We start from the raw sequence: 25168 nt of genomic DNA on the forward strand, positions 1-25168 counted from the left end.
CCCGACGGGCCCGTGGCATCGGGCCGAATCCGGGCACTTCACCACGAAAGAGCGCCCGACCAGTGGTCGGGCGCTCTTTTCCGTGGTGCGGTGATGCCAGGTTGTTACCGGGTGACGCTGCGGCGGCGACCCACGCCGGCCACCAGCGCGACCGCGATCGCGGCCACCACGACCTGCACCAGCAGCTCCGTCCAGTCGATACCGGCCGTCTCGGTCGCGATACCCATCGCCCGCGCCAGCACCGTACCCAGCAGAGCCGCACCAACACCGATCAGCAGGTGCAGCCACATCGGCATGTTCTGCCGACCCGGAACAACCAGGCGGCCGAGCGCCCCGACGATGAGACCAACAACGATGGCAGTGATGATGCCCCACACGGTGAGCTCCACGGTCGCCCTCCTTCTAAGAATGTCTGACACACAATGTGTGCTTCCTGTCGTGACGACTAAGTTCCCGACCCACCGAAAAACCAAACCGACTTCGCGGCTCAGAGGATCACGATTTGGTCAACAGCGGCACGTTCCACCGGGCCCCCGGGCGGCGCGGACCGGGACACCGCGATCGACTGAGCCTGGCCGGGAGGTGCGCTGGCTGCGCACGGGCATGATCGACTCCAGTGCCCCGATGTGGCGGTGTCTGGCGAACCGAATGCCGGCCACGTCGCCGCAGTGGAGAGCGGCCCCACCCACCGGCCCGGCGAACGCCGAGGGGCGCCCGGCCTGTCGGCCGGGCGCCCCTCGGAAGTGGTTCGGTGTTACGGGTGTGCTGGTGTTATCGGGTGACGCGGCGGCGGCCACCCACGCCGGCCACCAGCGCGACCGCGATCGCGGCCACCACGACCTGCACCAGCAGCTCCGTCCAGTCGATACCGGCCGTCTCGGTCGCGATACCCATCGCCCGCGCCAGCACCGTACCCAGCAGAGCCGCACCAACACCGATCAGCAGGTGCAGCCACATCGGCATGTTCTGCCGGCCCGGAACAACCAGGCGGCCGAGCGCCCCGACGATGAGACCAACAACGATGGCAGTGATGATGCCCCACACGGTGAGCTCCACGGTCGCCCTCCTTCTAAGAATGTCTGACACACAATGTGTGCTTCCTGTCGTGACGACTAAGTTCCCGACCCACCGAAAAACCAAACCGACTCAACCGCAGAGAAGTTGCCGGCGTCGATGCGGAACGGCTGCGTCGATTGAGGTGGGAGCGCGTCCACACAGGTCAGGCAACATGTTGCCCAGGGCGACGACCCCATCCACGCCCCCAAAAATTCCTCCCCCAACCACCTCCCACCCACCCACCCGGGCGGGCTTGCGCCCCCACCCGGCCCCGGTGATCAAGAGGTTTGCGTCAGAATCCGGGCTGCGGCTGACGCAAACCTCTTGATCACCGGGGCGTGGGAGGCGGGACCGGGGGCCAGGGGTGGGGGTGGGGGTTACTTTTTGGGGGCCTTGCTGTCGCCGGAGTCGGAGGACAGGGCGGCGATGAAGGCTTCCTGCGGCACCTCGACGCGGCCGACCATCTTCATCCGCTTCTTGCCTTCCTTCTGCTTCTCCAGCAGCTTGCGCTTACGGCTGATGTCACCGCCGTAGCACTTGGCGAGGACGTCCTTGCGGATCGCGCGGATGGTCTCCCGGGCGATGACCCGGCTGCCGATGGCCGCCTGGATCGGCACCTCGAACTGCTGGCGCGGGATGAGGGTGCGCAGCTTGGCGGCGATCGTGACGCCGTAGTTGTACGCCTTGTCCTTGTGCACGATGGCGCTGAACGCGTCCACCGGCTCGCCGTGCAGCAGGATGTCCACCTTCACCAGGTCGGACGCCTGCTCGCCGGACGGCTCGTAGTCGAGTGAGGCGTAGCCCTTGGTCCGGCTCTTCAACTGGTCGAAGAAGTCGTAGATGATCTCGGCGAGGGGCAGGGTGTAGCGCAGCTCCACCCGGTCGGCGGAGAGGTAGTCCATTCCGAGCAGGCTGCCGCGCCGGCCCTGGCAGAGCTCCATCACCGCGCCCACGTAGTCGTTGGGCGTCAGCACGGTGGCCCGCACCACCGGCTCGTACACCTCGGCGATCTTGCCGGTGGGGTACTCGCTGGGGTTGGTGACGACGATCTCGGCGCCGTCGTCGGTGATCGCCCGGTACACCACGTTGGGCGCGGTGGAGATCAGGTCGAGGTTGTACTCGCGCTCCAGCCGCTCTCGGATGATCTCCAGGTGGAGCAGGCCGAGGAAGCCGCAGCGGAAGCCGAACCCGAGCGCGCCGGAGGTCTCCGGCTCGTAGTCCAGGGCGGCGTCGTTGAGCTTGAGCTTGTCCAGGGCCTCACGCAGGTTCGGGTAGTCGGACCCGTCGATCGGGTAGAGGCCGGAGTAGACCATCGGCTTCGGGTCCTTGTAGCCACCCAGCGCCTCGGCCGCCGGCCGGGCGTTGATGGTGACCGTGTCACCGACCCGGGACTGCCGGACGTCCTTCACACCGGTGATCAGGTAGCCGACCTCGCCGACGCCGAGCGCCTCGGCCTTCACCATCTCCGGTGAGATGACGCCGATCTCCAGCAGCTCGTGCACCGCCCCGGTGGACATCATCTTGATCCGGTCGCGGGCGCTGATCCGGCCGTCGATGACCCGGACGTACGTGACGACGCCGCGGTAGACGTCGTACACCGAGTCGAAGATCATCGCCCGGGCGGGCGCCTCGGCGTCGCCGACCGGCGGGATGAACTGCCGGACGATCTCGTCGAGCAGGTACGGCACGCCCTCGCCGGTCTTGCCGGAGACCCGGATGCAGTCGGCGGGGTCCCCGCCGATGAGGTGGGCCAACTCCTCGGCGTACTTCTCCGGCTGGGCGGCCGGCAGGTCGATCTTGTTGAGCACCGGAATGATGCGCAGGTCGTTCTCGAGCGCCAGGTAGAGGTTGGCCAGGGTCTGCGCCTCGATGCCCTGCGCGGCGTCGACCAGCAGCACGGCGCCCTCGCAGGCGGCCAGCGACCGGGACACCTCGTAGGTGAAGTCGACGTGCCCCGGGGTGTCGATCATGTTGAGCACCGCGTGCTCACCGGCCCGCTCGCCGTCGCGGATGGTCCACGGCATCCGGACGGCCTGGCTCTTGATGGTGATGCCGCGCTCGCGCTCGATGTCCATCCGGTCCAGGTACTGCGCGCGCATCTGCCGGGGGTCGACCACGCCGGTGAGCTGCAACATCCGGTCGGCCAGGGTCGACTTCCCGTGGTCGATGTGGGCGATGATGCCGAAGTTCCGGATGCGACCGGGGTCGGTGGCACCAGGGGCGTTCGCGCCGGGATCGAGCTTCGGTGGCACAGCGGTCCGTTCTGGTCGGCTGACGTGAACAGGCCGGCGCGCCGCCGACCCCCTCCATGTTCCCACGCCGCCGGGGTACGCCCGCTGCGCGGGCGACGGATCGGCCCCGGCGACCTCTCACTCCATGGGCGGCTCGACGAACAGCGCGGCCAGCCGGGGCAGGCGGCGGCGGGCCTCCTCCTCGTCGTCGAAGTCCCAGAAGTCGTTGAGGTCGGGCGTACGCACCGGCTCGCGGTCCTCCGGCAGCTCCGACGCGGTGGCCTTGCGGTACGCGTCCCAGGGCACCGTGAGCATCTGCTCGGCGGAGAACTCCTCTCCGCTGAGCGAGGCGGCCCGCACCTGGGGCAGTTCGGCCAGCGAGTCGGGGTCGCTGACCGCGCGGGCGAAGACCGCCCGCCCCTGGGTCATCAGCCAGCCCCGGAAGTGCTCGAAGCCGTCCGCGGAGGCTCCGCCGTTGATCAGGTACGCCGCGCCCCACAGGTCCGCCTTGTGCGAGGCCGCCAGCACCCTGCGCTGGTGGTGGGCGTACCCGACGATGTCCTCCGGGTCGCGCTCGGCGAGCAGGGCGACGGCCCGCGCGGCGACCGGCCCGGGCTCTCCTCCGCCCCCGGCGCGGGCCTGGTCGATCAGCTGCCAGAAGTCCTCGGTCCTCATGGCTTGGCAGTCTGGCAGTGTCGCCGCGCGCCGCGCACGTACCCCGGGGCAGCATGGTGGGGTGTCCTCCCCGCCGCTGCCCCCGGTGCCGTACCACGCGGGTGCGCTGCGCCCGCCGTGGCCGGCCCTGCCGGCGGCGCTGCGGGCCGCCATCGCCGGGCGCCTCGGCGCGCCGGTGGTCACCGCCCGGGTCGCCGCCGCCGGCTTCACCCGGGGGTTCGCCGCCGTGCTCGACACCGCCGACGGTGGTCGGGCCTTCGTCAAGGCGGCACCCGCCGTCGAGCAACCGCGCCTCGTGCAGGGGTACGCGCGGGAGGCCGCGATCCTCGACCGGCTGCCGGCCGGCCTGCCGGCGCCCCGCCTGCGGTGGACGCTGGACGAGGCCGGCTGGTTCGCGCTCTGCACCGACGCGGTCGACGGCCACACCCCGCGCCTGCCCTGGACGCGGACCGAGCTGGACGCCACGCTCGCCGCGTACGCCGAGGTCGCCGCCGCCCTGGCCGCCCCGCCGGCCGGGCTGACCGCGCTCGGCCTGCCACATCTCGCCGAGCTGGCCCGCTCGGACATCCTGTGGTGGGAGGAGGTCGCCGCCGGCCGGGAGCCGCTCCCGGCGCTGCCCGCCGCCGCCCGGGGCCGACTGCCCGAGCTGGTGGCGCTGGAGTCCCGCCTCCCCCGGTACGCGGACGGCGCGACCGGCATGATCCACGGCGACCTGCGGGTGGACAACGTGCTCATCGGCGGTGACGGTCGGGCCTGGTTCTGCGACTGGACCTGGGCCTGTTCCGGGCCGGCCTGGTTCGACCTCGTGAGCCTGCTGCTCACCGCGTACGCCAGCGGCCTGGACACCGACCGACTCTTCGCCGGACACCCGGCGTCGGCGGGCGCTCCCCCGGACGCGCTGGACGCCACCCTGGCCGCGCTGGCCGGCTACTACCTCACCGGGGCGGACGCGACACCGGCGACGGCCTCACCGCACCGGTCGGCGCACCAGCGGTGGAGCGGCGAACAGGCCCTCGACTGGCTCGCCCGCCGACAGGGCTGGCGGTGACACGGCCCCGGCCTGCCGGGGAGGCGGGGCCGGTCTGCCGGGGGCGTAGTCTGGTGGTCGTCGGGCCGGGATGGGCCGCACGTTGACCGAGCCGTTTTGGCTCGTCCCGGGCGACCTGGTAACCTGGCTCTTCGCGCAGCGATGACGCATGTTCGTCATCACGCGCATAAGCTGACCAACCCGAGCTATCAAGACGAGGCTGTCGCGTGGCGAACATCAAGTCCCAGATCAAGCGCAACCGGCAGAACGAGAAGGCCCGGCTGCGCAACAAGTCGGTCAAGTCGTCGCTGAAGACCGCCGTCCGGAAGTTCAACGAGGCTGCCGAGGCCGGTGACGTCGAGAAGGCCACCGCCCTCATGCTGGACGCCTCTCGCAAGCTGGACAAGGCCGTCAGCAAGGGCGTGATCCACTCCAACCAGGCCGCGAACCGCAAGTCCGCGATCGCGAAGCGCGTGGTGGCACTCTCCGCCTGACGACTCCGTCAGACTGATTCGGAAAGCCCCGGACCCCCGGTCCGGGGCTTCCGTGTGTCCACGGACGGGTCGACGTGCTGGCATGGCGTCGGGCAGGCCGATCGGCGTGCCCGTGTCGTGGCCTCGGCGGCGGTCAGTCCGACGGGTCGGTGCGGCGGGTCGGCCGCACCGGGTCGGTCGTGACCACCACCGCGGTCACGACGTTCGAGACCCGGGCCCGGCCGACGACCGGCTCCATCTGCCGACGGAAACGGTCCCGCTCCTGCTCCGGCACGAGCGCGGCGGAACGGACCACCACGGCGGCCACCATGTCGTTGAGCTTGACCATCGCCGCCACCACCACGGGCAGCACCAGCACCGCCCACCAGGTCACCAGCTCCGCGAGGGCGAGCAGCACCGCCAGGGCGATGGCGCCTTCGAAGAAGAGGAAGCAGAGCACCCCGCCGGGGTTGACGAACCGCAGGCCGAGGAGCCGGGCGTAGAGCGGCCGGTACCGCTCCTCGTCGGCGGGCATGGTGGCCCACGCCGTACGGTTCGGCCCCGTCACCGGCCGCTGCCCTGCCGGGCGGCCGCCACCGAGAAGACCGCGCGCTCCAGGGCGTACGCCCGGTCGTCCGAGCCGCCCTTGACGGCCGCGTTGCACTCGGCGGCGACCTGCATGGCCCGGACCAGCCCCTCCGGCGTCCAGCCGCGCCCCTGCCGCTGCGCCCGCTCGATCTTCCAGGCCGGCATTCCGAGGCTGCTGGCGAGCTGGTACGGGTTGCCCCGCCCGGCCGACGCCACCCGGGCCACCGTACGCACCCCGTCGGCCAGGGCGTCGGCGATGGGCACCGGGTCGACACCGACGTGCAGGGCCCAGCGCAGCGCCTCCAGGGCGGCCGGCACGTCGCCGACCATTGTGGCATCCGCCACCGTGAAGCCGGTCACCTCGACCCGGCCCCGGTAGTAGCGGGCCACCGTCTCGGCGCTGATCCGCCCGTCGGTGTCGGCGATGAGCTGGGAGCAGGCGGCCGCCAGCTCGCGCAGGTCGTTGCCGACCGCCGCGATCAGCGCCTCGGCGGCGTCGTCGGTGCACCTGCCGCCGGCCCGGCGGATCTCGTCGCGGACGAAGGCGACCCGCTCGCGGTGCCCCTTGAGCTTGGCCGCCGAGATCACCGTCGCGCCTGCCGACCGCAGCCCGTCGGCGAACGCCTTGCCCTTGGCCCCGCCCAGGTGCAGCACCAGCAACTGGACGTCCGGGTCGGGATTCTTCGCGTACGCCAGCAGCGCGGCGACCAGGTCCTTGCGGGCGTCCTGACCGGAGCGCAGGATGAGCAGCCGCCGCCCACCGAACAGCGATGGGCTGAGCATCTCGGCGATCTCACCGACGGTGAGCGCACCTGCCTGGTACTCGCGAACGTCCACCTCGGTCTCGACGCTGCGGACCCGCTCGACAGCTTCGGTCACGGCGCGCGTGGCGAGCAGCTCCTCGTCGCCGAGGACGAGCAGAATGGGGGCGAGGCTGGCGGGGGTCACGTCGCCCATATTCGCACGGCCCATGGCGGGTACGGGCCTGCTCATTCGCCGCCCGGTCGGTGCAGCCCGCACTAAGCGCAAATCCAGACATTTATCTCGGTTCGTCATCTAATCCGCAAGACGGTCACCATTTCCTCCATAACGCTGCAATTTCCACGGCAGAGCCGCCTTTCCCGCGACGGCAGAGCCGGGCCGCCCCGCGGTCGACTCTCACGGTGGCCGTCCGGGTTGCACCCCTCGGCGGGCCACCGCCAGTCCGTGGCCGGTCCGGATCGCTGCCAGGTCACCATCGGTGTCGGTCCGCAGGACCCGGGCGCCGCCCCTGCTGAGCCGGGCCAGAAGCGCCGGGCTCGGGTGCCCGTAGGTGTTGCCCGCGCCGACCGGCACCAACGCGATGGCCGGCCGTACGGCGGCCAGGAAGCCGTCGTCCTGATACGCCGAGCCGTGGTGGGCGACCTTCAGCACGTCCGCCCTCAGCTGTCCCGACGCCGTCCGGGTCAGCACGGCGTGCTGCTCCTCGGTCTCGGCGTCGCCGGGCAGCAGGATCTGCATGCCGGCGACCGTGGCGCGCAGCATCAACGAATTGTTGTTCGGGTCGGATCTGGTGCCGGCCAGCGGGTACGGCGGACCGAGCACGAGCAGGTCGACACCGCCGACCCGATGCAGCGCCCCGGCGGTGGTGCCGAGCAGCGTGGCCCGTCCGCTCGTCGCCGCCGCGCGGACCGCGTCCCGGCCGCTCGCCGGATCCGTCGATGGCGGGGTCAGCACGGCGCTCACCCGCCGGCCCCGGAACACGCCGGCCACCCCGCCCACGTGGTCGGCGTGGAAGTGGCTGACCACGAACAGCGGCACCTCCCGGATGCCGAGCCGTCGCAGGCAGGCGTCCACCGCGCCCGGGTCCGGGCCGGCGTCGACCACCACCGCCCGGCCGGGGGCGACGGGCAGCACCAGGGCGTCACCCTGCCCCACCGCACAGGCCACCACCACCCAACCGGGCGGCGGCCAGCCGGTGGCGATCAGCCGGACTCCGAGGGCGCCGAGCAGCGCGGCGACGGCGACGACCGCCACCACTCGACGCACCAGCGGTCGACGCGCGGCGACCAGCAGCGCGACGGTCAGCCCGGCCAGCAGCAGGGCGCCCCACGCGCCGCCGGGCCAGGGCAGGGTGCCGGCCGGGAGGCGGGCGCCCTGGCGGGCGATGACGACCAGCCACCAGGCCGGCCAGCTCGCCAGCCACGCGACGAACCCGGCCCCGGCGGGCCAGACCGGCGACAGCACGGCGGCCGTCACGCCCAGCACCGTCGCGGGGGCGATGGCCGGCACCGCCAGCAGGTTGGCCGGCACGGCCACCAGGCTGACCGTGCCGGAGATGCCGGCGACGACCGGCCCGCAGGCCACCTGGGCGGCCGCCGGCACCGCCAACGCCTCGGCCAGTCCGGCCGGGACACCCCTGCGGCGCAGCCCGTCCCGCCAGCGCGGCGCGAGCAGCAGCAGACCCCCGGTGGCCAGCACGGACAGCGCGAACCCGGCGTCACCGGCCAGCTCGGGGTCGACCAGCACCAGCACCGTGACGGCGGCGGCCAGTGCGGGCAGCGCGGCCCGCGGTCGACCGGCGGCCAGCGCGACGAGCCCGATCGCCCCCATCGTGGCGGCCCGGACGACGCTCGGCGACGGGCGGACCAGGATGACGAACCCCACCAGCGCCACCCCGCAGAGCAGGCCGGCGAGCCACGGGCCGGCGCGCGCCCAGCGGGCCAACAGCAGCACCGCGCCCAACACGATCGCGACGTTGCTGCCCGAGACAGCATTGAGGTGTGTCATTCCGGTCGCCCGGAAGTCTTCCTCCACGGCGGGCGGCAGGCGGCTCGTGTCCCCCACCACCAGCCCCGGCAGCAGGCCACCCGGATCGTCGGGGAGGGGCACACAGGCCCGTTGCAGGCCGGCACGCAGCGTGCCGGCGGCGCGCTGCGCCCAGGACGGCGCACCATGACGCTCGGGGGGCCCGGTGGCGCCGAGCACCGCCGCGGTGAGGTCGCCGCCGCGCGGAAGGCCGAGGCGACCCTCGGCGGTCACGCGCTGACCGGGCAGCAGACCTCGCCAGCCCGGGTCGGTGGCCAGGACCAGCAGCCGCGCCGACGCCCGAACCCGCTGGCCGTTCGGACCGGTCAGCCGGATCAGCTCGCTCGACACCAGCAGCATGCCGGGACGGCCGGCGGATCGGATCGGGCGCGGATCGTCCCGGACGACAAGCTCGGCGGTGACCGGAGCGCGTTGCTCGGCCAGGACGTGGATCGGCGGCGCGTCCCGGACAGCCAGGCGGCCGGCGGTTGCCGCCGCGCCACAGAGCACGCCGAGGCCGACCGCGACGGCGATCCAGCCGTGCCGACGGGCGGGAGCCCGGGGGTGGCCGAGTCGGCCGAGCAGGTGCAGGGCGCTGAACGCCGACAGCACGGCCGCTGTCCCGCCCACCAGCAGGAGCGGGCGGACGCCGACGTGCAGGCCGGTGAGCGCGGTGAGCCACGCGGCCATGGCCAGCCCGGCGAGCCGGAGATCCGGCGGCGGGGTCCGGGGTTGGGCGAGGTCCGGGTGGCTCGACGACGCGGGATGAGCGCCCCTCACACCGTCACCAGATCCTTGAGCTGTTCGTAGCGCGCGTCACCGATCCCGTCGACCTGGCGCAGGTCACCGACGCCCTTGAACCCGCCGTGCTGATCCCGGTAGGCGAGGATCCGCTGGGCGAGCACCGGCCCCACCCCGGGCAGCGCGTCGAGCTGGGCCAGCGTCGCGGTGTTGAGGTTCAGCGGCCCGCCGGCGGCCGGTGCCCCGCCGGCCGCCGGGTCGGCCCCACCCCCCGGCACCGGTGGTGGCGTCACCCCGACCACGATCAACTCGCCGTCGGTGACCTTGCGAGCGGGGTTGAGCAGCGCCACGTCGACCCCGGGCAGCGGACCGCCGGCCGCCTGCACGGCGTCGGCGAGCCGAGCCCCGGCCGGCAGGCGCACCAACCCGGGCCGGCGCACCTTGCCCGCGACCGCCACCACCAGCTCGCCGGCCGGCGACGCGCTCCCCTGCTCGGCCGAGACGGCCGGGGCCGCCGCGCCGGTCGACGGGTCGACCGGTTCCGCGTGCGGCCGGGACCGCCAGGCCCAACCAGCGGCGGCCAGCACCACCACGAGGGCGACCACCGCCAACGCCCGCACGCCGCGCCGCCCCGGATCGAACGCCCCCGGGCCGGGCAGCCGTGCGGCGCCGCCGTCGGAATCGGGGGACACGTGCGCCGCCGGGTCGGTCGACGGCGCACCGACCCGGGGCAGCGGCACGCCGAACGGAAGCGCCCCCGCGAGCGGCACGCCAGCTCGGGGTGGCGGCACGCCGAACGGGAGCGCCTCCGCGGGCGGCACGCCGCCACCCGTCGGGGCCGTCAACCGGCGCAGACGCTGGCGTACCTCTGTCTCCTCGTCCTGCGACACACCGCGACGCTAGGGCCGACGGGCGGCAGGCCGGGGCGCTCCGGCGTCGACCTGTGGACAACCGGCGCCACTGTGGACAACGCCCTGATCATGTCCCGATCTGCTACTGGCCGCTCAGGGCGACGAGCCGTCGCGGCGCACCGGCGGCCGGGCACGGGAGGTAGCGCGCACGCATGGACGACCATTAATGTTACAGGTATGACGTGTGACGTCACGATGGGCCAGCGCCCGGCGGACCGATCCCGCACCGCGTCGGTCCACCGAGGACGGGCCACGCGGCACGTCCCGTCCCGCTGAAGTGCGCCCACACGACGGACACCCGCCCTCCGTCGACGTCCGTGGGATCCCTGACCGCCACCCATCCCCATCACCCACCACCGAAGAGGAATCCATGGACGTGAAGAGAAGGCTGAGCCGTTCGCTGGCCGCCGCGGGGACCCTGCTGGTCCTCGTCGCTGGGGCCGGCGTCTACGTGGTCTCCGAGACGCCCGGCGTCGCCCGGGCCGCCGGGACCGGCCCGTGCGACATCTACGCCTCCGGCGGCACGCCGTGCGTGGCCGCGCACAGCACCACCCGAGCCCTGTACGGGGCGTACAACGGCCCGCTCTACCAGGTCCGCCGCTCGTCGGACAACACCACCCGCGACGTCGGCGTGCTCACTGCCGGCGGCGTCGCCAACGCCGCCACGCAGGACACGTTCTGCGCCAACACGAACTGCGTCATCACGGTCATCTACGACCAGTCCGGCCGCAACAACCGCCTCACCCAGGCGCCTCCGGGCGGCTTCACCGGCCCCGCCGCCGGCGGGTACGACAACCTCGCCGACGCGAAGGCGGCACCGGTCACCATCGGCGGTCAGAAGGCGTACGGCGTCTACATCGCCCCCGGCACCGGCTACCGCAACAACAACACCAACGGCGTCGCGACCGGCGACCAGCCCGAGGGCATCTACGCGGTCGTCGACGGCACGCACTACAACCAGTGGTGCTGTTTCGACTACGGCAACGCGCAGACCAACGTCCAGGCCGACGAACGCGCCATCATGGAGACCGTCTACTTCGGCGCCAACAAGCAGTGGGGCTACGGAGCAGGGGCGGGCCCCTGGATCATGGCCGACCTGGAGTGGGGGCTCTTCTCCGGGGTGAACGCGGGCTACAACAACATCGCGTCCATCAACCACCGCTTCGTCACCGCCATGGTCAAGGGCGAGCCGAACCACTGGGCGATCCGGGGTGGGAACGCGCAGTCGGGCGGCCTGACCACCTACTTCGACGGTCGACGCCCCAACGGCTACAACCCCATGAAGAAGGAGGGGGCCATCCTGCTCGGTATCGGCGGCGACAACAGCATCACCGGCCGGGGCACCTTCTTCGAGGGTGTGTTGACGTCCGGCTACCCGTCGGCCGCCACCGAGGACGCCGTGCAGGCCAACATCGCCGCTGCCGCCTACACCCCCGCCACCGGCGGCAACCCGCAGCAGAACGTCCAGGTCGTGGGCGCGCAGTCCGGCCGCTGCGTCGACGTACCGAACGGCACGACCACCAACGGCACCCAGGTGCAACTGTGGGACTGCATCAGCAACAGCACCGCCCAACGCTGGACCTACACCGCCGCAAAGCAGATCCAGGTGTACGGCAACAAGTGCCTCGACGCCAACGGCCAGGGCACCACCAACGGCACCCAGGTCATCATCTGGGACTGCCACGGCGGCGCCAACCAGCAGTGGAACGTCAACGCGAACGGTTCCATCACCGGCGTCCAGTCCGGGCTCTGCCTCGACGCCAACGGCGCCGCCACCGCCAACGGCACGAAGGTCATCCTCTGGGCCTGCAACGGGCAGCAGAACCAGCAGTGGGCCCTGCGTAGCTGATCAGGCCGCCTGTCGGGCCGTCTCCGGGTCGTCACCACGACCCGGAGGCGGCACGCTCGCGCCGGGTCAGCGGGCCTCCGGGTCGAGGCCGAGTACGGCTCGTCCGCCGTCGACCGGCAGCGTCACCCCGTTGACGAAGCTCGCCGCCGGCGACAGCAGGTACGCGACCGCCTCCGCCACCTCGTCCGCGCGCCCGATCCGGCCCACCGGATGCAGCCGGGTCAGCTCGGCGTCGATCCACTCGGCCTGGGACGGCTCCTGCGCGGCGAGGAACTCGGCGTGCCGCTCGGTGGCGATCGAGCCGAGCGCGACGGCGTTGGCGCGGATACCGTGCCGCCCGTACTCGACGGCCAGCGCCCGGGTCAGCCCCTCCACGGCGGCCTTCGCCGTGGCGTACGGCAGGGCGCCCGACACCGGCCGGCGGGCCTGGTGCGACGAGACGTTCACGATGGCCCCGCCCGTGCCGGCGGCCAGGAACCGGCGGACCGCCACCGCCGCGCCCACCACGGCCGGGCGCAGGTTCAGCCCGATCAGGTCCAGGACGGTGTCGGCCGACGCCGAGTGCAGCGCCGCGTCCCGGAACACCGCCGCGTTGTTCACCCAGCCGGTGAGACGGCCGGCGCGCTCCGCCACCTCGGCGGCGTGCTCGGCCACCCGCTCGTCGCCGGCGTCGCCGACCACCGGCAGCAGGTGGTCGGCGGCCGGGTGCCCGGCCAGCCAGTCCACCGCCTCGGCGTCGCGCTCCACGACGACGACGGTGACGCCGGTCGTCACCAGCCGTTGCACCACGGCCCGGCCGACGCCACGGCCGCCACCGGTCACCACGCACGTGGTGGCCACCGGCTCAGCCGTCCGATCGGCGGTGCACGACCACGCACGCCAGCCCCGGCCCGGCGTGCGCGGCGACCACCGCGCCCGCCTCGGAGACGTACGTGTCGTGCAGCCGTGCACCGAGTCGCTCGGTGAGCGCTGCGAGCAGCGCCTCGGCACGTTCCGGCGCGGCCAGGTGGTGTACGCCGAGGTCCACGTCGTCGTCGCCGGCCGCCTCGACGGCCAGGTCGACGAGACGGGCCACTCCCCGGCTGGCGGTACGCACCTTCTCGCGCAGCACGATCGCCCCGTCCGGCATGTGCATGATCGGCTTGACCGACAGGGCGGTGCCGAACAGCGCTTCGGCCGCGTTGATCCGGCCACCCCGGCGGAGGAACTCCAACGTGTCGACGTAGAACCAGACGGTGGTCCGGGCGACGGAGGCGAGCGCCGCGTCGCGTACACCGGCGAGGTCTGCCCCGGCCTCGGCGGCCGCGGCGGCCGCGATGGCCGGGAAGCCGAGCCCCATGCCGGCGGATCGGCTGTCGACGACCTCGACCCGACCGTCGAAGTCGGCGGCGGCCAGCCGGGCCGCCTCGACGGTGCCGGACAGGCCGGCGGACAGGTGTACCGAGACGACGCCGTCGGCGCCGTCGTCCAAGAGGCGGCGGTACGTCCGTGCGAACTGCTCGGGGGCCGGGCGGGAGGTGCTGGCCGAGACCCGTCGCTCGCGCAGCGCCCTGGTGGCGTCGGCGGGCTGGGTCTCCACCCCCTCCAGACCCTCCGCGCCGTTGAGCACGACGGTCAGCGGAACGACGGTCAGCCGGTGCCGCCGCACCAGCTCGGGCGGAAGGTAGGCGGTGGAGTCGGTGACGACCGCGACGGGCATGCCCGGCACGCTAGCCGATCACGACGGGATACGCCGAGGCGCGAGCGCGCCGGCCGCGGGCGGGAACGGCGCTCAGACCGCGTCGACGACGGCCGGGGCGGTGACCAGGCCGACGTTGTGCCCCCGTAGCTGCCAGCCTCGAACGTCGTCGTGCCGCAGCTCGGACCAGTGGCAGTTGGCCAGCGAGCCGATGGTGCGCAGCACGCCGGAGGGCCAGCCGAGCAGGTGGCCGACGCCCTGGCGGGAGCCACCGCCGTGGGTCGCGATGACCACGGTCCCGCCGGGGGCCACGTCGGCCGCCGCCAGGAACGCCGCGGCGACCCGCTCGCCGAGGGCGTCCAGCGGCTCCAGGTCCGCCCCCGGGGCGGGGTCGCCAGCCCGCCAGCGGGCGTACTCGGCGGGGAAACGCTCGGCGACCTCGGTGAGGTGCAGGCCCTGCCACTGGCCGAAGTGCCGCTCGCGCAACCGGGCGTCGGTGCGGACCGGCAGCCCGGTCAGCGCGGCCAAGGCCGCCGCGGTCTCCGCGGCGCGGCTCAGGTCGCTGGACACGATGGCGTCGGGACGCAGCGACGCGAGCAGCGGGGCGGCGACGCGGGCCTGGTCGCGGCCCAGCTCGTTGAGGGGTACGTCGGTCTGCCCCTGGACGCGGTTGGCGGCGTTCCAGTCGGTGTTGCCGTGCCGCCAGACGATCAGCCGGGTCATTCGGCTGCGGCGGTCCCGCCGGCGTCGGCCTCGACCAGGTCGCGGTCGACGAACGGGATGGTGGGGCAGTCCTTCCAGAGGCGGTCGAGCCCGTAGAACTCGCGCTCCTCGGTGTGCTGGACGTGCACCACGATGTCGACGTAGTCGAGCAGCACCCAGCGGCCGCCCCGCTCACCCTCGCGCCGGATCGGCTTGGCCTTCTCCGGAAGCTCCAGCAGGCGCTCCTCGATGGCGTCGACGATGGCGAGCACCTGACGCTCGTTGGGGGCGGCGGCGAGCAGGAACGCGTCGGTGATGGCGAGCTGGTCGCCGACGTCGATGATCGCGATGTCCTGCGCCTTCTTGTCGGCGGCGGCCTGGGCGGCTGCCATTGCCAGCTCGTGCGCGCGTTCGGAAACTGTCACCGTTCTCCTTCGATCAGGCGTGCGATCCACCAAGCGTCTCACACCCGGCGAGGTCACGACCCGTCAGTTCTGGTCGATTAGACGTACGGAACGGTGCATACCGGACGTGATCAGGGCTGATAGAGGCGTCGCTTGGCGATGTACTGCACCACACCGTCGGGCACCAGATACCAGACCGGTTCGCCCCGGGCGACCCGGGCGCGGCAGTCGGTCGACGAGATGGACATCGCGGGCACCTGGATCAGGCTGACCGTGTCCGCCGGAAGGTGCTCGTCGGTAAGCGGGAAGCCGGGGCGGGTCACCCCGATGAAGTGGGCCAGCTCGAAGATCTCGTCCAGGTCCTTCCAGGACAGGATGCGTTGCAGCGCGTCCGCGCCGGTGATGAAGAACAGCTGCACCTTGGGACCGTACTCGGCCTGAAGGTCGCGCAGGGTGTCGACGGTGTAGGTCGGCCCGCTGCGGTCGATGTCGACCCGACTGACCTGGAACCGGGGGTTGGAGGCGGTGGCGATGACCGTCATGAGGTACCGGTCCTCGGCGGGGCTGACCGGTTCGTCAGCCTTCTGCCATGGCTGCCCGGTCGGGACGAACACCACCTCGTCCAGGCCGAACCGGTCCGCCACCTCACTGGCCGCGACGAGGTGCCCGTGGTGGATCGGGTCGAAGGTGCCGCCCATGATCCCGATCCGCCGGATATCTTCCTCCACCCCGTGATCGTAGGCCGGGCATCGTGGCCGGCCGCTCCGGCCCGGTGCCGGCGCGCGAGGGGGTCGCCAGGCGACCGATCCCGCGCATATACTCGCCTACGAGTAATTGTCGGCGAGTAAGGGGACGTCATGCCGAAGCGGCGCAAGGTCGGCAACCTGCTGGCACTGGCCGTGCTCTCCGCCCTCGTCCAGCGGCCCATGCACCCCTACGAGATGGCAAGCACCCTGCGCGCCTGGGGCAAGGACCAGGACATGGAGATCAAGTGGGGCTCCTTCTACACGGTCATCCGCAACCTGGACAAACACCAGTTGATCGCCGCGGTGGAGAGCGTCCGCGAGGGCCGACGCCCGGAACGCACCGTCTACCGGATCACCGACGCGGGGCGGGCCGAGCTGGTCGACTGGGCGCGCGAGCTGGTCGCCACGCCGATGCCGGAGCATCCCCGCTTCCGGGCCGGCCTGTCCGTCCTCGCCGCCCTGCATCCCGACGAGGCCACCGACCTGCTCCGGCAGCGACTCGACCGGCTGGACGACGCGCTCCGCCGGGACCGCGAGACGCTCGACGCCCACCTGCGGGAGATCCCCCGGCTGTTCCTGGTGGAGTCGGAGTACGACCTGGCCATACGAGCCGCGGAGGCGACCTGGCTGCGGGCCCTGCTCGCCGAGCTGACCTCGGGCAGTTACCCGGGGCTGGACACGTGGCGGGCCTTCCACGAGACCGGCGAGATGCCGGCCGAGCTGATCGAGCTGGCCGAGAGGACCAGCAGCGACCCCGACAACGCCGACTGAGAAGACAGCTCCGGCGGGGTGCGCCAACACCCCGCCGGAGCCCTACCTCGAACCGACACCTGAGCAGGCACCCGGCCCGAAGCGGCAACCATGAGGATAACCGGGTTCCCTCCCAGGTCGGTTCGCACGCACGCACCCGACGACACCCAGGGAGAGAGCATGACCACGGCACGAACCGCGATCGTCATCGGCGGCGGCATCGCCGGCCCGGTGACGGCGCTCGCGCTACACCGCGCCGGCATCACCGCCACCGTTCACGAGGCGTACCCGGCGACCGCCGCCGGGGTGGGCGGCATCGGCGGCACCCTCGCGCTCGCGCCCAACGGCGTGGCCGCCCTGCGGGCGGTCGGCGCGGACGAGGCGGTGACGGCGATCGCCACCCCGATCGACCGCACCGTCATGGCCGTCGGCCGTCGGCGCATCGACCTGCCCACCTTGGCCGGAGTGCCGCCGCTGCGCGTGGTGCACCGGGCCGAGCTGCACCGGGTTCTGCACGACCGGGCGGTCGCCGAGGGCGTCGCCTTCGCGTACGGCCGGCGGCTGGTCGCCGTCGAGCAGACCGACAGCGGCGTGACCGCGCGCTTCGAGGACGGCAGCACGGCCACCGCCGACGTCCTGGTCGGCGCGGACGGCATCCGGTCCACGGTCCGTGGCCTCATCGACCCGGCCGCGCCCGGCCCCCGGTTCACCGGGCTGCTCGGCTTCGAGGCGGTCGCCCGGCACGAGGTGAGCGCCGAGGCGGGCACGATGACGTTCGCGTTCGGGCGACGCGGCTACTACCTGTACTGGCCGGAGCCCGGCGGCGGCACCCGCTGGGGGGCCAACCTGCCGCAGCAGCGGCCGATGAGCCTCGTCGAGGCCCGCACGGTGCCGGCGGAGCAGTGGCTGGACACGCTGCGCACCACCTACGGCGACGACGACCCGGGCGGGGAGCTGATGGCCACCAGCAACGCCGACGAACTCCAGGTCGTCGGGTCGTTGCAGATCATGCCGCCCGTGCCGCACTGGCACCGGGGCCGGATGGTGCTGGTCGGCGACGCGGCGCACGCGCCGTCGAACAGCTCCGGGCAGGGCGCCTCGCTCGCCATCGAGAGCGGGGTGCAGCTCGCCCGCTGCCTGCGGGACCTGCCCGACGTGGCGTCGGCGTTCGACGCGTACGTGCGGCTGCGCCGTACCCGGGTCGAGAAGGTCGCCGCCCGCGCGGCGCGGATCAACCACACCAAGGCCCCGGGGCCGGTCGCGCGGACGCTGATGCCGCTGCTGATGCCGCTGCTCGTGCGCACGGCGATGGACCCGGAACGGACCATCGCCCACGAGCAGCGCCACGTCATCGACTTCGACGCCCCGGTGACGGCGGAGCCCGCGCTGCGCTGACCGCAGGGCGCGGGGTGGCCGGGCCGCCCCGCGCCCTGCCGGCACCGAATCGTCTCGGCGGCCCGGCCTCAGGCTGCCGCCGTGACCCCGCCTTAGGCTGCGGCGGCGGCCACCGCCGTCCGGGCGACGAGCGCGCGCCGCAGGTCGTCGTCCGTGTCGGTGACCACCCGGCGCAGGCCCGGGGTCAGGTCGTCGCGGGCCAGCAGCGCCGCGGCCGCCTCCCGGGTCGGCTGCGCCACGGCGTAGTGGGGAAACGCCAGCTTCGCCACCCGGTCGGCCGTCCACGCGGTACGCCGACGCGCGGCGGCCGGCATCTCCGTGAAGTACCGCTCGACGTACGCGGCGGTCAGGTCGGCCTGCTCGGGCTGCCAGAACCCCTCGGCCGTCGCCTCCAGCAGCCGGTTGGACAGCTCGGTGTCGCGCACGATGATCTCCCATGCCGCCTGCTTGGCGGCCGGGTCGGGCAGAGCGGCCCGGCAGCGGGCGGCCCGTTCCGCGCCGGTGGAGCTGACGTCGGCGGCCGCCTCGGCGGCGATCTCCGCCTCCCCGGCCGCGCCCAGCACCACGAGCCGGCGCAGCACCGCCCACCGCAGCTCGGCGTCGACCTTCAGCCCCGGCGGTACGTCCCGGCCGGCGAGCCAACCGACGAGCAGGTCCGTGTCGGTGGTCGCGGCGATCCAGCCGCGCGCGGCGGCGAGCTGCAACGACTCCCCCGCCGTGGCGCCGTCCAGCAGCTGTTGGCAGGCCAGGGCGACCCGGGCCAGCGCCGCCGAACGGGCCAGCGGGTCGAGGTAGCGGTCCACCAGGGACCGGCTGAGGGTCAGCACGTCCTCCGCGATGATCACCTCGGTCTCGGCCGGCAGCGCCGCGACCATCAGGTCGACGAGGCCGCTGACCGGCCGTTCACCGTCGGTCACCGCGTCCAGTGCCTCGCTCCAGAGCACCGCCCGGGTGAGCGGGTCGGCCAGGCCCGGCAGGACCAGCGCGACGGCGTCCGCCGACGCCGGGTCGAGGCGCACCTTGGCGAAGGTGAGGTCACCGTCGTTGAGCAGCAGCACCCGGGCCGCCGGCTCGCCGGTCAACGCGCCGAGCACGGTCCGACCACCGTCGACGGCCGGGTCGAGATCCACCTCGTCGCGCCGCACCGTGCCGTCCGCCGCGTACCGGCCCACGCCGATGCGGTGCGGACGCAGCACCGGATGCGACTCGGGCGCGGTCTGCACCACGGCGACCTCGGTGTAGCGGCCGTCGGCGTCGACGGCGACCTCGGCGCGCAGCGTGTTGACCTGCGGCTGGCGCAGCCACAGCTCGGCCCATCCGGACAGGTCCCGGCCGCTGGCCGTGCCCAGGCTGGCCAGCAGGTCGGCGAGGGTGGCGTTGCCGAAGCGGTGCGCGGCGAAGTGCGCGTTCAGGCCGGCGAGGAACGCCTCGTCGCCGAGCCACGCCACGAGCTGCCGCAGCACGGAGGCGCCCTTGGCGTACGAGATGCCGTCGAAGTTGAGCAGGGCCTCGTCGGCGTCGGCCACCTCCGGCGGGGCGACCGGGTGGGTGGAGGGGCGCTGGTCCGCCGCGTACCCCCAGGCCTTGCGGCGCATGGCGAACGTGGTCCACGACTGGTCGAAGCGGGTCGCCTCGGCGGTGACCCGGGTGCCCAGGTACTCGGCGAACGACTCGTTGAGCCACAGGTCGTCCCACCAGCGCATGGTGACCAGGTCACCGAACCACATGTGCGCCATCTCGTGGGCGATGGTGGTGGCCCGCAGCTCGCGCTGGGTGTCGGTGACCGCCGAGCGGAACACGTAGTCGTCGCGGAAGGTGACGATGCCCGGATTTTCCATCGCCCCGGCGTTGAACTCGGGGACGAACGCCTGGTCGTACTTGCCGAACGGGTAGCGCTCGGTGAAGAGCTGGTGGAACCGGTCCAGGCACTGCCCGGTGACGGTGAAGATCTCCTCGGCGTCGGCGTCGAGGTGCTCGGCGAGCGACCGTCGACAGTAGAGGCCCAGCGGCACACCGTCGTGCTCGGCCCGCCGGACGTGGTACGGCCCGGCGATCAGCGAGAAGAAGTACGTCGCCAGCGGCGCGGTCGGGGCGAACTCCCAGCGCCCCGGGGCCGGGGTGGCGACCACCTCGGCGTTGCCGGAGACGGTCCACTGCGGCGGCGCGGTGACCGTGAGGGTGAACGGGGCCTTGAGGTCGGGCTGGTCGAACGCGGCGAAGATGCGCTGGGCGTTGTCGAGGAACGACATCGCGTAGAGATAGGTCTCGCCGTCGGCCGGATCGACGAAGCGGTGCAGCCCCTCCCCGGCGTTGGAGTACGCCATCTCCGCCTCGACGAACAGGGTGTTCGTCGTGTCGAGGTCGGCCAGCGGCAGCCGGTTGTCGATCAACGTGCCGGGGTTGACGTCGCGGTCGTTGAGGCGTACCGCGAGGAGGTTGGCGGGCTTGACCTCGGCGAAGGTCGCGGTGCCGGGGGTCGCCCGGAACCGGATCTCGACGCGGGAACGGAACAGGTCTCCGTCGCCGGTCAGGTCGAGGTCCACCTGATAGGACTCGACAGTAATCGCCGCGCCACGCGCGGTCGCCTCTACACGGGTCAGGCTCGGCATCCGCTTATCCTGCCCGATGGGGATCGGCACGCGGTCCCCAGACGGCCCCCGCACTGGAGGAAAGAACCATGGCGCAGCACCCCAAGGGCGATTTCGACCTCTCCCGGGCCGTCTGGCAACGGGCCGAGGGGGACACCTCGGAGAGCGCCGTCGAGGTCGCGTTCGTCGACGATCTGATCGGGATGCGCAACTCCGCCGAGCCGGAGGGCCCCGTGCTCGTCTTCACCCAGGCCGAGTGGGACGCGTTCGTCGCGGGCGCGCAGGACGGCGAGTTCGACCTGGACTGATCGCCCGGCGGTCGCGGGTGGCGAGGAACGACCGCCACCCGCGACGCCAGGTCAGGCATCACCGTCGCCCCAGCCGAGACCGCCGGGACCCGGCGCGTGGTGGAAGCCGGGATGCTCGGCGACATCGACGCAACGCTCCCCGTCCGGGCCGACCGCGCCACAGAACAGCCGCTCGGCCCGGTGCCACGCGTCGGCCGGTGACAGGGCCGCCGCACCGAGGGCCACCTCCGGGCGAAGCAGGCTCAGCGCCTCCGCGTACGCCACCGCCTGCTCGCGGGCGTCGGCCGCGCCCGGCGCGGTGAAGCCCAGGTGCACGGTGAAGAACCGGCGCGGCCGCAACGGCCGACCGGGCGGGCCGATCAGTGGGCGCAGAGCACGACCCGCGCCCGTCGCCGCGACCGCCCGCCGTTGCCGCCAGTGCGGCGACCTGTTGTCGTGCATTCGCCCTCCCCGTGGTCGTGGCCATCGGCCCACCGAGGGCCGCACCGGCCGACCGGTGCTGCCGGCTCACGGTGGCCCCACCAGCTGAGCAAACCAGGTTCCGCCGCCCGTGGGAGGGGCCAGCCGACGCGCTGTCGCCGCGGGGATTCAGCGGCGGCAACACGGGTAGACGCAGCGCGACGGCGACGCCGGCCACCGCTCGCACCCGAGGAGACCCGATGGCGACCATGCCGGCCGACCGCACGCCGGACAGCACCCTCGCGCTGCTCCGCGCCGGCTACCGGTTCATCGGTGAGCGCTGCGAGCGGTACGGCAGCGACGTCTTCCAGGCCCGCATCCTGCTCGCACCGACCATCTGCCTGCGGGGCCGGCCGGCCGCGATGCTCTTCTACGACAACGAGCGTTTCCAGCGCGAAAGCGCGATGCACCTGCGGGTGCAGCGGACGCTCACCGGCCGGGGTGGCGTGCAGGGGCTGGACGGATCGGAGCACTCCGACCGCAAGGCCATGCTCATGTCGATCATGACGCCGACGGCCATCCAGCGCCTCGGGCAGCTCTTCGACGACGAGTGGCGGGCGCGGATCCCCGCCTGGGAGGCGGCCGGGCCGGTGCCGCTCTACGACGAGCTGGGCCGCCTGCTGACCCGGGCGGTCTGCGCCTGGGCCGGGGTGCCGCTGGCCACGTCGCAGGTCACCCGCCGCGCCGTCGAACTGCACGCCATGATCGAGGGCCCGGCGGTCGTCGGCCCACGGCACTGGCGGGGCCTGCTCGCCCGCCGTCGCGCCGAACGCTGGCTCGGCGACCTCGTCGAACGGGCCCGGACCGGCATCCACCAGCCGCCGGCCGGCAGCCCGCTTGAGATCGTGGCCGAGCACCGCGACGCGCGCGGGGCGCTGCTCCCCCGCCGGGCCGCCGCCGTCGAACTGCTCAACCTGCTGCGCCCGGTGGTCGCCGTGGACCGGTACATCGTCTTCGCCGCGCTCGCCCTGCGCGACCATCCCGGCTGGCGGGAGAGGGTCCACGGTGACGACGAGGCCACCGAGCAGTTCGTCCAGGAGGTACGTCGCTACTACCCGTTCTTCCCGATGGCCGCCGCCCGGGTCCGGCGCTCGTTCGACTGGGAGGGCCACCACTTCCCCCGAGGACGGCGTGTGCTGCTCGACCTCTACGGCACCAACCACCACCCGGCGCTCTGGCCCGAACCGGAGCTGTTCCGTCCCGAGCGGTTCGCCGGCCGCCGTGTGGACCCGTTCGAGCTGGTCCCGCAGGGCGGCGGCGACCACACCACCGGGCACCGCTGCGCCGGCGAGTGGATCACCATCGACCTGATGAAGCGGGCGGTCACGAACCTGACCGGCGGCATGCGCTACGAGGTCCCGCCGCAGGACCTGACCCTGGACCTGCGGCGCATGCCCGCGCTGCCGCCCAGCGGCCTGACCCTCACCAACATCCGCCGCGCCTGACCCCGTCGCCGGTTTGGATCGAGGCAGGGCGGGCACGTGCAGCGGGCGGCCCGCCCACCGCCGGCCGCGGACCGCCTGCCCAGGAGGCGCCGATGCCCTTCCCGGCCGCCGGTGACGCCGCCCGGCGAGCCGGGCACGACAACACCGGCACACCGCCGACCACCCTGCCGCCGACCGTCCTGCCGATGGCGTACGTGCTGCCGCTGCGCTGGCACACCGACAGCGGTCTGGACGAGCTGACCGGCTACCTGCGCCGGCTGAGCGGCCTCGTCGAGGTGCTCGTCGTCGACGGGTCACCGCCGGAGCTCTTCGCCCGGCACGCGGTGGCCTGGCAGGGGCTGGTCCGGCACCTGCCGCCCGATCCCGCCGGGCGAGGGCACAACGGCAAGGTGGTCGGGGTGCACACCGGCGTCGACGCGGCACACCACGAACACGTGGTCATCGCCGACGACGACGTCCGGTACGACGAGGCCGGGCTGCGCGCCGTGCACCGGCTGCTGGGCCGGGTCGACCTGGTCCGGCCGCAGAACTACTTCGACCCACTGCCCTGGCACGCCTGGTGGGACACCGGGCGGACGCTGCTCAACCGGGCGCTCGGAGACGACTATCCCGGCACCCTCGCGGTGCGCCGCAGCACGTTCCTCGCCATGGGCGGGTACGACCCGGACGTGCTCTTCGAGAACCTGGAGCTGATCCGCACCGTGCGCGCGTACGGCGGTGTCGAGGTCGCGCCGCCCTGGCTGTACGTACGCCGGCTGCCGCCGGACGCGACGCACTTCCGGGGCCAGCGGGTCCGCCAGGCGTACGACGATCTGGCCCAGCCGGCCCGCCTGCTGACCGCGCTCGCGGTCCTGCCGGCGCTGGCCGCGGCGGTCGCGGCGCGGCGGCCCCGGCTGCTGCTCGGCACGGCGGCAACTGTCGTCGCCGTGGCCGAGGTGGGCCGCCGCCGCGCCGACGGCGGGACCGTCTTCCCACCGAGCACCTCGCTGGCCGCCCCACTCTGGCTGCTCGAACGTGGCATCTGCAGCTGGCTGGCGGTCGCCCAGCGCCTCCTGCTCGGCGGAGTCCGCTACGGCAACGCCCGTATCCGCCAGGCCGCTCGCCGACCCGGCCGACGCGGGCGCTGATCAGGCGTCCGCACCACCGCTGCACCGTGACCGCGTCGGGGCGCGGGTGGACATGCGACAGCTCGCGGCCACCGGGGTGACCGCGAGCTGTCGCCGACTGCGGTGGGCTCAGGAACTGACCTGCTGGCGGGCCTGCTGGGCCTGGTCCTTCACGTCCTGGGCGGCCGACCGGCCGTCGTCCTTGACCGCGTGCACGGCGTCCTGGGCGGTGGACTTCACCGACTCGGCGGCGTGCTGGGCCGGCTCGCGCAGCTCGTTCTTGAGCTCGCTGGCCACCTCGCCCAGCTTCTCCTTCACGGCGCCGCTGTGCTCGCTGACCTTGTCCTTGACCTGAGCGGCGGCCTGCTGCTCCCGGCGGGAGGCCGGGATCAGCGAGGAGGCCAGCCAGCCGACCCCGAAGGCGATCAGGCCGGCGGCCAGCGGGTTGCCCTGCGACTTCTGCCGGATGACCCGGGGCGCGCTGTGGGCGGCGTCGCTGACCGAGGAGGCCGCCGAGTGCGCGGCGTCGCTGACGCTGGAGGCCGCCGAGGAGGCACGGTCACCCACCGAGTGGGCGGCGTGGCCGGTGCCGTGGCCGAGGTCAGACGCGGTTCCCATGACCTTGTCCCTCACATTCTGCAGCGCGGAACGGGCCCGCTGCTTGCGGTCGTCGACGATGCGGCTCGGGCTGACCTTGTACGCCAGCGCGTCCACATCGGAGCTGAGGCTGTTGCGGGTGGCTTCGATCTCCCGGCGGATCTGGTCGGGATCGGTGCTCATCGGGTGACTCCCTCCGGGTGGGGCTTGAGCGCGTCGGGGATCCGCTGCACGCTGTCGTTGGTCTGCTTGAGCCCGCGTACGTGCTGGGCGTTCTTCTTGGCCATCGAGTAGAGGACGGCGGCGACCACGGCCCAGATGACGGCCACGATCAGCGCGGCCAGGCCGGAGTCCATGACGTTGTCCAGGAACTGCCACACGGCGATGGAGACGAACAACGCCACCATGTAGCCGCCGAAGCCAGCGCCGCCGAAGAGGCCCGCGGCCTTGCCGGCCTTCTTGCCCTCCTGGCGGATCTCGGCCTTGGCCAGCTCGACCTCCTGGCGCATCAGCGTCGACAGGTCGGTGGTGACCTGACGCATCAGGTCACCGAGCGAGCTGCCCTTCACCTCCGCCGCGGTGTGCGGGGCACCCGCGTCGGGGTGGTAACCGGAGTCCAGGCCGGACCCCTGCGTCGGCATGGTCATGCCGT

At 73.1% G+C, this 25168-nt stretch carries 25 protein-coding genes; 8 read left to right on the plus strand and 17 right to left on the minus strand.

What is annotated here, in order from left to right; genetic code table 11:
- Positions 1-104: 104 nt before the first annotated feature.
- The 4 genes from ABZT87_RS12125 to ABZT87_RS12140 all read right to left on the minus strand — a co-directional run bounded on the left by ABZT87_RS12125 (position 105) and on the right by ABZT87_RS12140 (position 3962).
- Complete coding sequence (locus ABZT87_RS12125) at positions 105-389, minus strand: GlsB/YeaQ/YmgE family stress response membrane protein (RefSeq protein ID WP_344360793.1); 285 nt, start codon at positions 387-389, stop codon at positions 105-107.
- A 382-nt stretch (positions 390-771) separates the two neighbouring features.
- The gene (locus tag ABZT87_RS12130) at positions 772-1056 is read right to left on the minus strand and encodes a transglycosylase (protein ID WP_007463997.1); all 285 of its coding nucleotides are present in this window, start codon (positions 1054-1056) and stop codon (positions 772-774) included.
- A gap of 377 nt (positions 1057-1433) precedes the next feature.
- On the minus strand, positions 1434-3308 hold the full coding sequence (gene lepA / locus ABZT87_RS12135) for a translation elongation factor 4 (RefSeq protein ID WP_355067053.1): 1875 nt from the start codon (positions 3306-3308) through the stop codon (positions 1434-1436).
- A 117-nt stretch (positions 3309-3425) separates the two neighbouring features.
- Complete coding sequence (locus tag ABZT87_RS12140) at positions 3426-3962, minus strand: DUF4240 domain-containing protein (protein ID WP_354857963.1); 537 nt, start codon at positions 3960-3962, stop codon at positions 3426-3428.
- Positions 3963-4023: 61 nt separating this feature from the next.
- Between ABZT87_RS12140 and ABZT87_RS12145 the strand changes: the two genes are divergently transcribed.
- Both ABZT87_RS12145 and rpsT read left to right on the plus strand, forming a co-directional pair.
- Complete coding sequence (locus ABZT87_RS12145) at positions 4024-5010, plus strand: phosphotransferase (RefSeq protein WP_355135336.1); 987 nt, start codon at positions 4024-4026, stop codon at positions 5008-5010.
- Positions 5011-5216: 206 nt separating this feature from the next.
- Positions 5217-5483 carry a 30S ribosomal protein S20 gene (gene rpsT / locus ABZT87_RS12150; RefSeq protein ID WP_007464006.1) on the plus strand — a complete coding sequence of 89 codons (267 nt, stop codon included), beginning with the start codon at positions 5217-5219 and terminating at the stop codon, positions 5481-5483.
- A gap of 133 nt (positions 5484-5616) precedes the next feature.
- On the opposite strand, the gene ABZT87_RS12155 is transcribed toward rpsT, so the two are convergent.
- The 4 genes from ABZT87_RS12155 to ABZT87_RS12170 form a co-directional block, all read right to left on the minus strand.
- Positions 5617-6030, minus strand: a complete 414-nt coding sequence (locus ABZT87_RS12155; protein ID WP_355067051.1) for a hypothetical protein — start codon at positions 6028-6030, stop codon at positions 5617-5619.
- Positions 6027-7007, minus strand: coding sequence for a DNA polymerase III subunit delta (holA, locus tag ABZT87_RS12160; protein WP_355135410.1), 981 nt, complete (start codon positions 7005-7007; stop codon positions 6027-6029). Before holA ends, ABZT87_RS12155 begins: the two co-directional genes overlap by 4 nt.
- A gap of 201 nt (positions 7008-7208) precedes the next feature.
- A complete protein-coding gene (locus ABZT87_RS12165; RefSeq protein ID WP_355135412.1) occupies positions 7209-9527 on the minus strand; it encodes a ComEC/Rec2 family competence protein in 2319 nt (772 codons plus the stop codon).
- A gap of 86 nt (positions 9528-9613) precedes the next feature.
- Positions 9614-10468: a helix-hairpin-helix domain-containing protein gene (locus tag ABZT87_RS12170; RefSeq protein ID WP_355135338.1), complete on the minus strand. Its 855-nt coding sequence runs from the start codon at positions 10466-10468 to the stop codon at positions 9614-9616.
- Between the two features lie 391 nt (positions 10469-10859).
- Between ABZT87_RS12170 and ABZT87_RS12175 the strand changes: the two genes are divergently transcribed.
- Positions 10860-12338, plus strand: a complete 1479-nt coding sequence (locus tag ABZT87_RS12175; RefSeq protein WP_354857949.1) for an arabinofuranosidase catalytic domain-containing protein — start codon at positions 10860-10862, stop codon at positions 12336-12338.
- Between the two features lie 66 nt (positions 12339-12404).
- On the opposite strand, the gene ABZT87_RS12180 is transcribed toward ABZT87_RS12175, so the two are convergent.
- The 5 genes from ABZT87_RS12180 to nadD all read right to left on the minus strand — a co-directional run bounded on the left by ABZT87_RS12180 (position 12405) and on the right by nadD (position 15850).
- Positions 12405-13178 (minus strand): SDR family oxidoreductase, encoded by a 774-nt coding sequence (locus ABZT87_RS12180; protein ID WP_355135340.1) that lies wholly within the window; start codon positions 13176-13178, stop codon positions 12405-12407.
- Positions 13179-13182: 4 nt separating this feature from the next.
- The gene (locus ABZT87_RS12185) at positions 13183-14037 is read right to left on the minus strand and encodes a DegV family protein (RefSeq protein ID WP_354857943.1); all 855 of its coding nucleotides are present in this window, start codon (positions 14035-14037) and stop codon (positions 13183-13185) included.
- Positions 14038-14109: 72 nt separating this feature from the next.
- Complete coding sequence (locus ABZT87_RS12190) at positions 14110-14739, minus strand: histidine phosphatase family protein (protein ID WP_354857940.1); 630 nt, start codon at positions 14737-14739, stop codon at positions 14110-14112.
- Positions 14736-15143 (minus strand): ribosome silencing factor, encoded by a 408-nt coding sequence (gene rsfS / locus ABZT87_RS12195; protein ID WP_354857937.1) that lies wholly within the window; start codon positions 15141-15143, stop codon positions 14736-14738. The genes ABZT87_RS12190 and rsfS overlap by 4 nt, the downstream gene beginning before the upstream one ends.
- Positions 15144-15253: 110 nt before the next feature.
- On the minus strand, positions 15254-15850 hold the full coding sequence (gene nadD, locus ABZT87_RS12200) for a nicotinate-nucleotide adenylyltransferase (protein ID WP_203178711.1): 597 nt from the start codon (positions 15848-15850) through the stop codon (positions 15254-15256).
- Between the two features lie 129 nt (positions 15851-15979).
- On the opposite strand from nadD, the gene ABZT87_RS12205 reads away from it, so the two are divergent.
- Together ABZT87_RS12205 and ABZT87_RS12210 are read left to right on the plus strand one after the other, a co-directional pair.
- Positions 15980-16639 (plus strand): PadR family transcriptional regulator, encoded by a 660-nt coding sequence (locus ABZT87_RS12205; RefSeq protein ID WP_355135342.1) that lies wholly within the window; start codon positions 15980-15982, stop codon positions 16637-16639.
- A 159-nt stretch (positions 16640-16798) separates the two neighbouring features.
- A complete protein-coding gene (locus ABZT87_RS12210; protein WP_355135344.1) occupies positions 16799-18013 on the plus strand; it encodes an FAD-dependent monooxygenase in 1215 nt (404 codons plus the stop codon).
- A 92-nt stretch (positions 18014-18105) separates the two neighbouring features.
- Here the strand turns inward: ABZT87_RS12210 and pepN are convergent, their stop codons facing one another.
- On the minus strand, positions 18106-20622 hold the full coding sequence (pepN, locus tag ABZT87_RS12215) for an aminopeptidase N (RefSeq protein WP_355135346.1): 2517 nt from the start codon (positions 20620-20622) through the stop codon (positions 18106-18108).
- Between the two features lie 68 nt (positions 20623-20690).
- Here pepN and ABZT87_RS12220 point away from each other — a divergent pair, with 68 nt between their 5' ends.
- Positions 20691-20909, plus strand: coding sequence for a DUF397 domain-containing protein (locus ABZT87_RS12220; RefSeq protein ID WP_007464035.1), 219 nt, complete (start codon positions 20691-20693; stop codon positions 20907-20909).
- Positions 20910-20960: 51 nt separating this feature from the next.
- On the opposite strand, the gene ABZT87_RS12225 is transcribed toward ABZT87_RS12220, so the two are convergent.
- Positions 20961-21350: a hypothetical protein gene (locus ABZT87_RS12225; protein ID WP_354857924.1), complete on the minus strand. Its 390-nt coding sequence runs from the start codon at positions 21348-21350 to the stop codon at positions 20961-20963.
- Between the two features lie 218 nt (positions 21351-21568).
- Between ABZT87_RS12225 and ABZT87_RS12230 the strand changes: the two genes are divergently transcribed.
- Both ABZT87_RS12230 and ABZT87_RS12235 read left to right on the plus strand, forming a co-directional pair.
- Entirely contained in the window at positions 21569-22813 is a 1245-nt protein-coding gene (locus ABZT87_RS12230; protein ID WP_355135348.1) for a cytochrome P450, read from the plus strand.
- Between the two features lie 92 nt (positions 22814-22905).
- Positions 22906-23940: a glycosyltransferase gene (locus ABZT87_RS12235; protein ID WP_355135350.1), complete on the plus strand. Its 1035-nt coding sequence runs from the start codon at positions 22906-22908 to the stop codon at positions 23938-23940.
- Positions 23941-24048: 108 nt separating this feature from the next.
- Here ABZT87_RS12235 and ABZT87_RS12240 read toward each other — a convergent pair whose 3' ends face one another.
- Positions 24049-24699 carry a DUF3618 domain-containing protein gene (locus tag ABZT87_RS12240; protein WP_355067042.1) on the minus strand — a complete coding sequence of 217 codons (651 nt, stop codon included), beginning with the start codon at positions 24697-24699 and terminating at the stop codon, positions 24049-24051.
- A complete protein-coding gene (locus ABZT87_RS12245; protein ID WP_354857914.1) occupies positions 24696-25163 on the minus strand; it encodes a phage holin family protein in 468 nt (155 codons plus the stop codon). Before ABZT87_RS12245 ends, ABZT87_RS12240 begins: the two co-directional genes overlap by 4 nt.
- Positions 25164-25168 lie beyond the last annotated feature (5 nt).

Source organism: Micromonospora sp. NPDC005237, from assembly GCF_040607775.1.
GTDB lineage: Bacteria > Actinomycetota > Actinomycetes > Mycobacteriales > Micromonosporaceae > Micromonospora.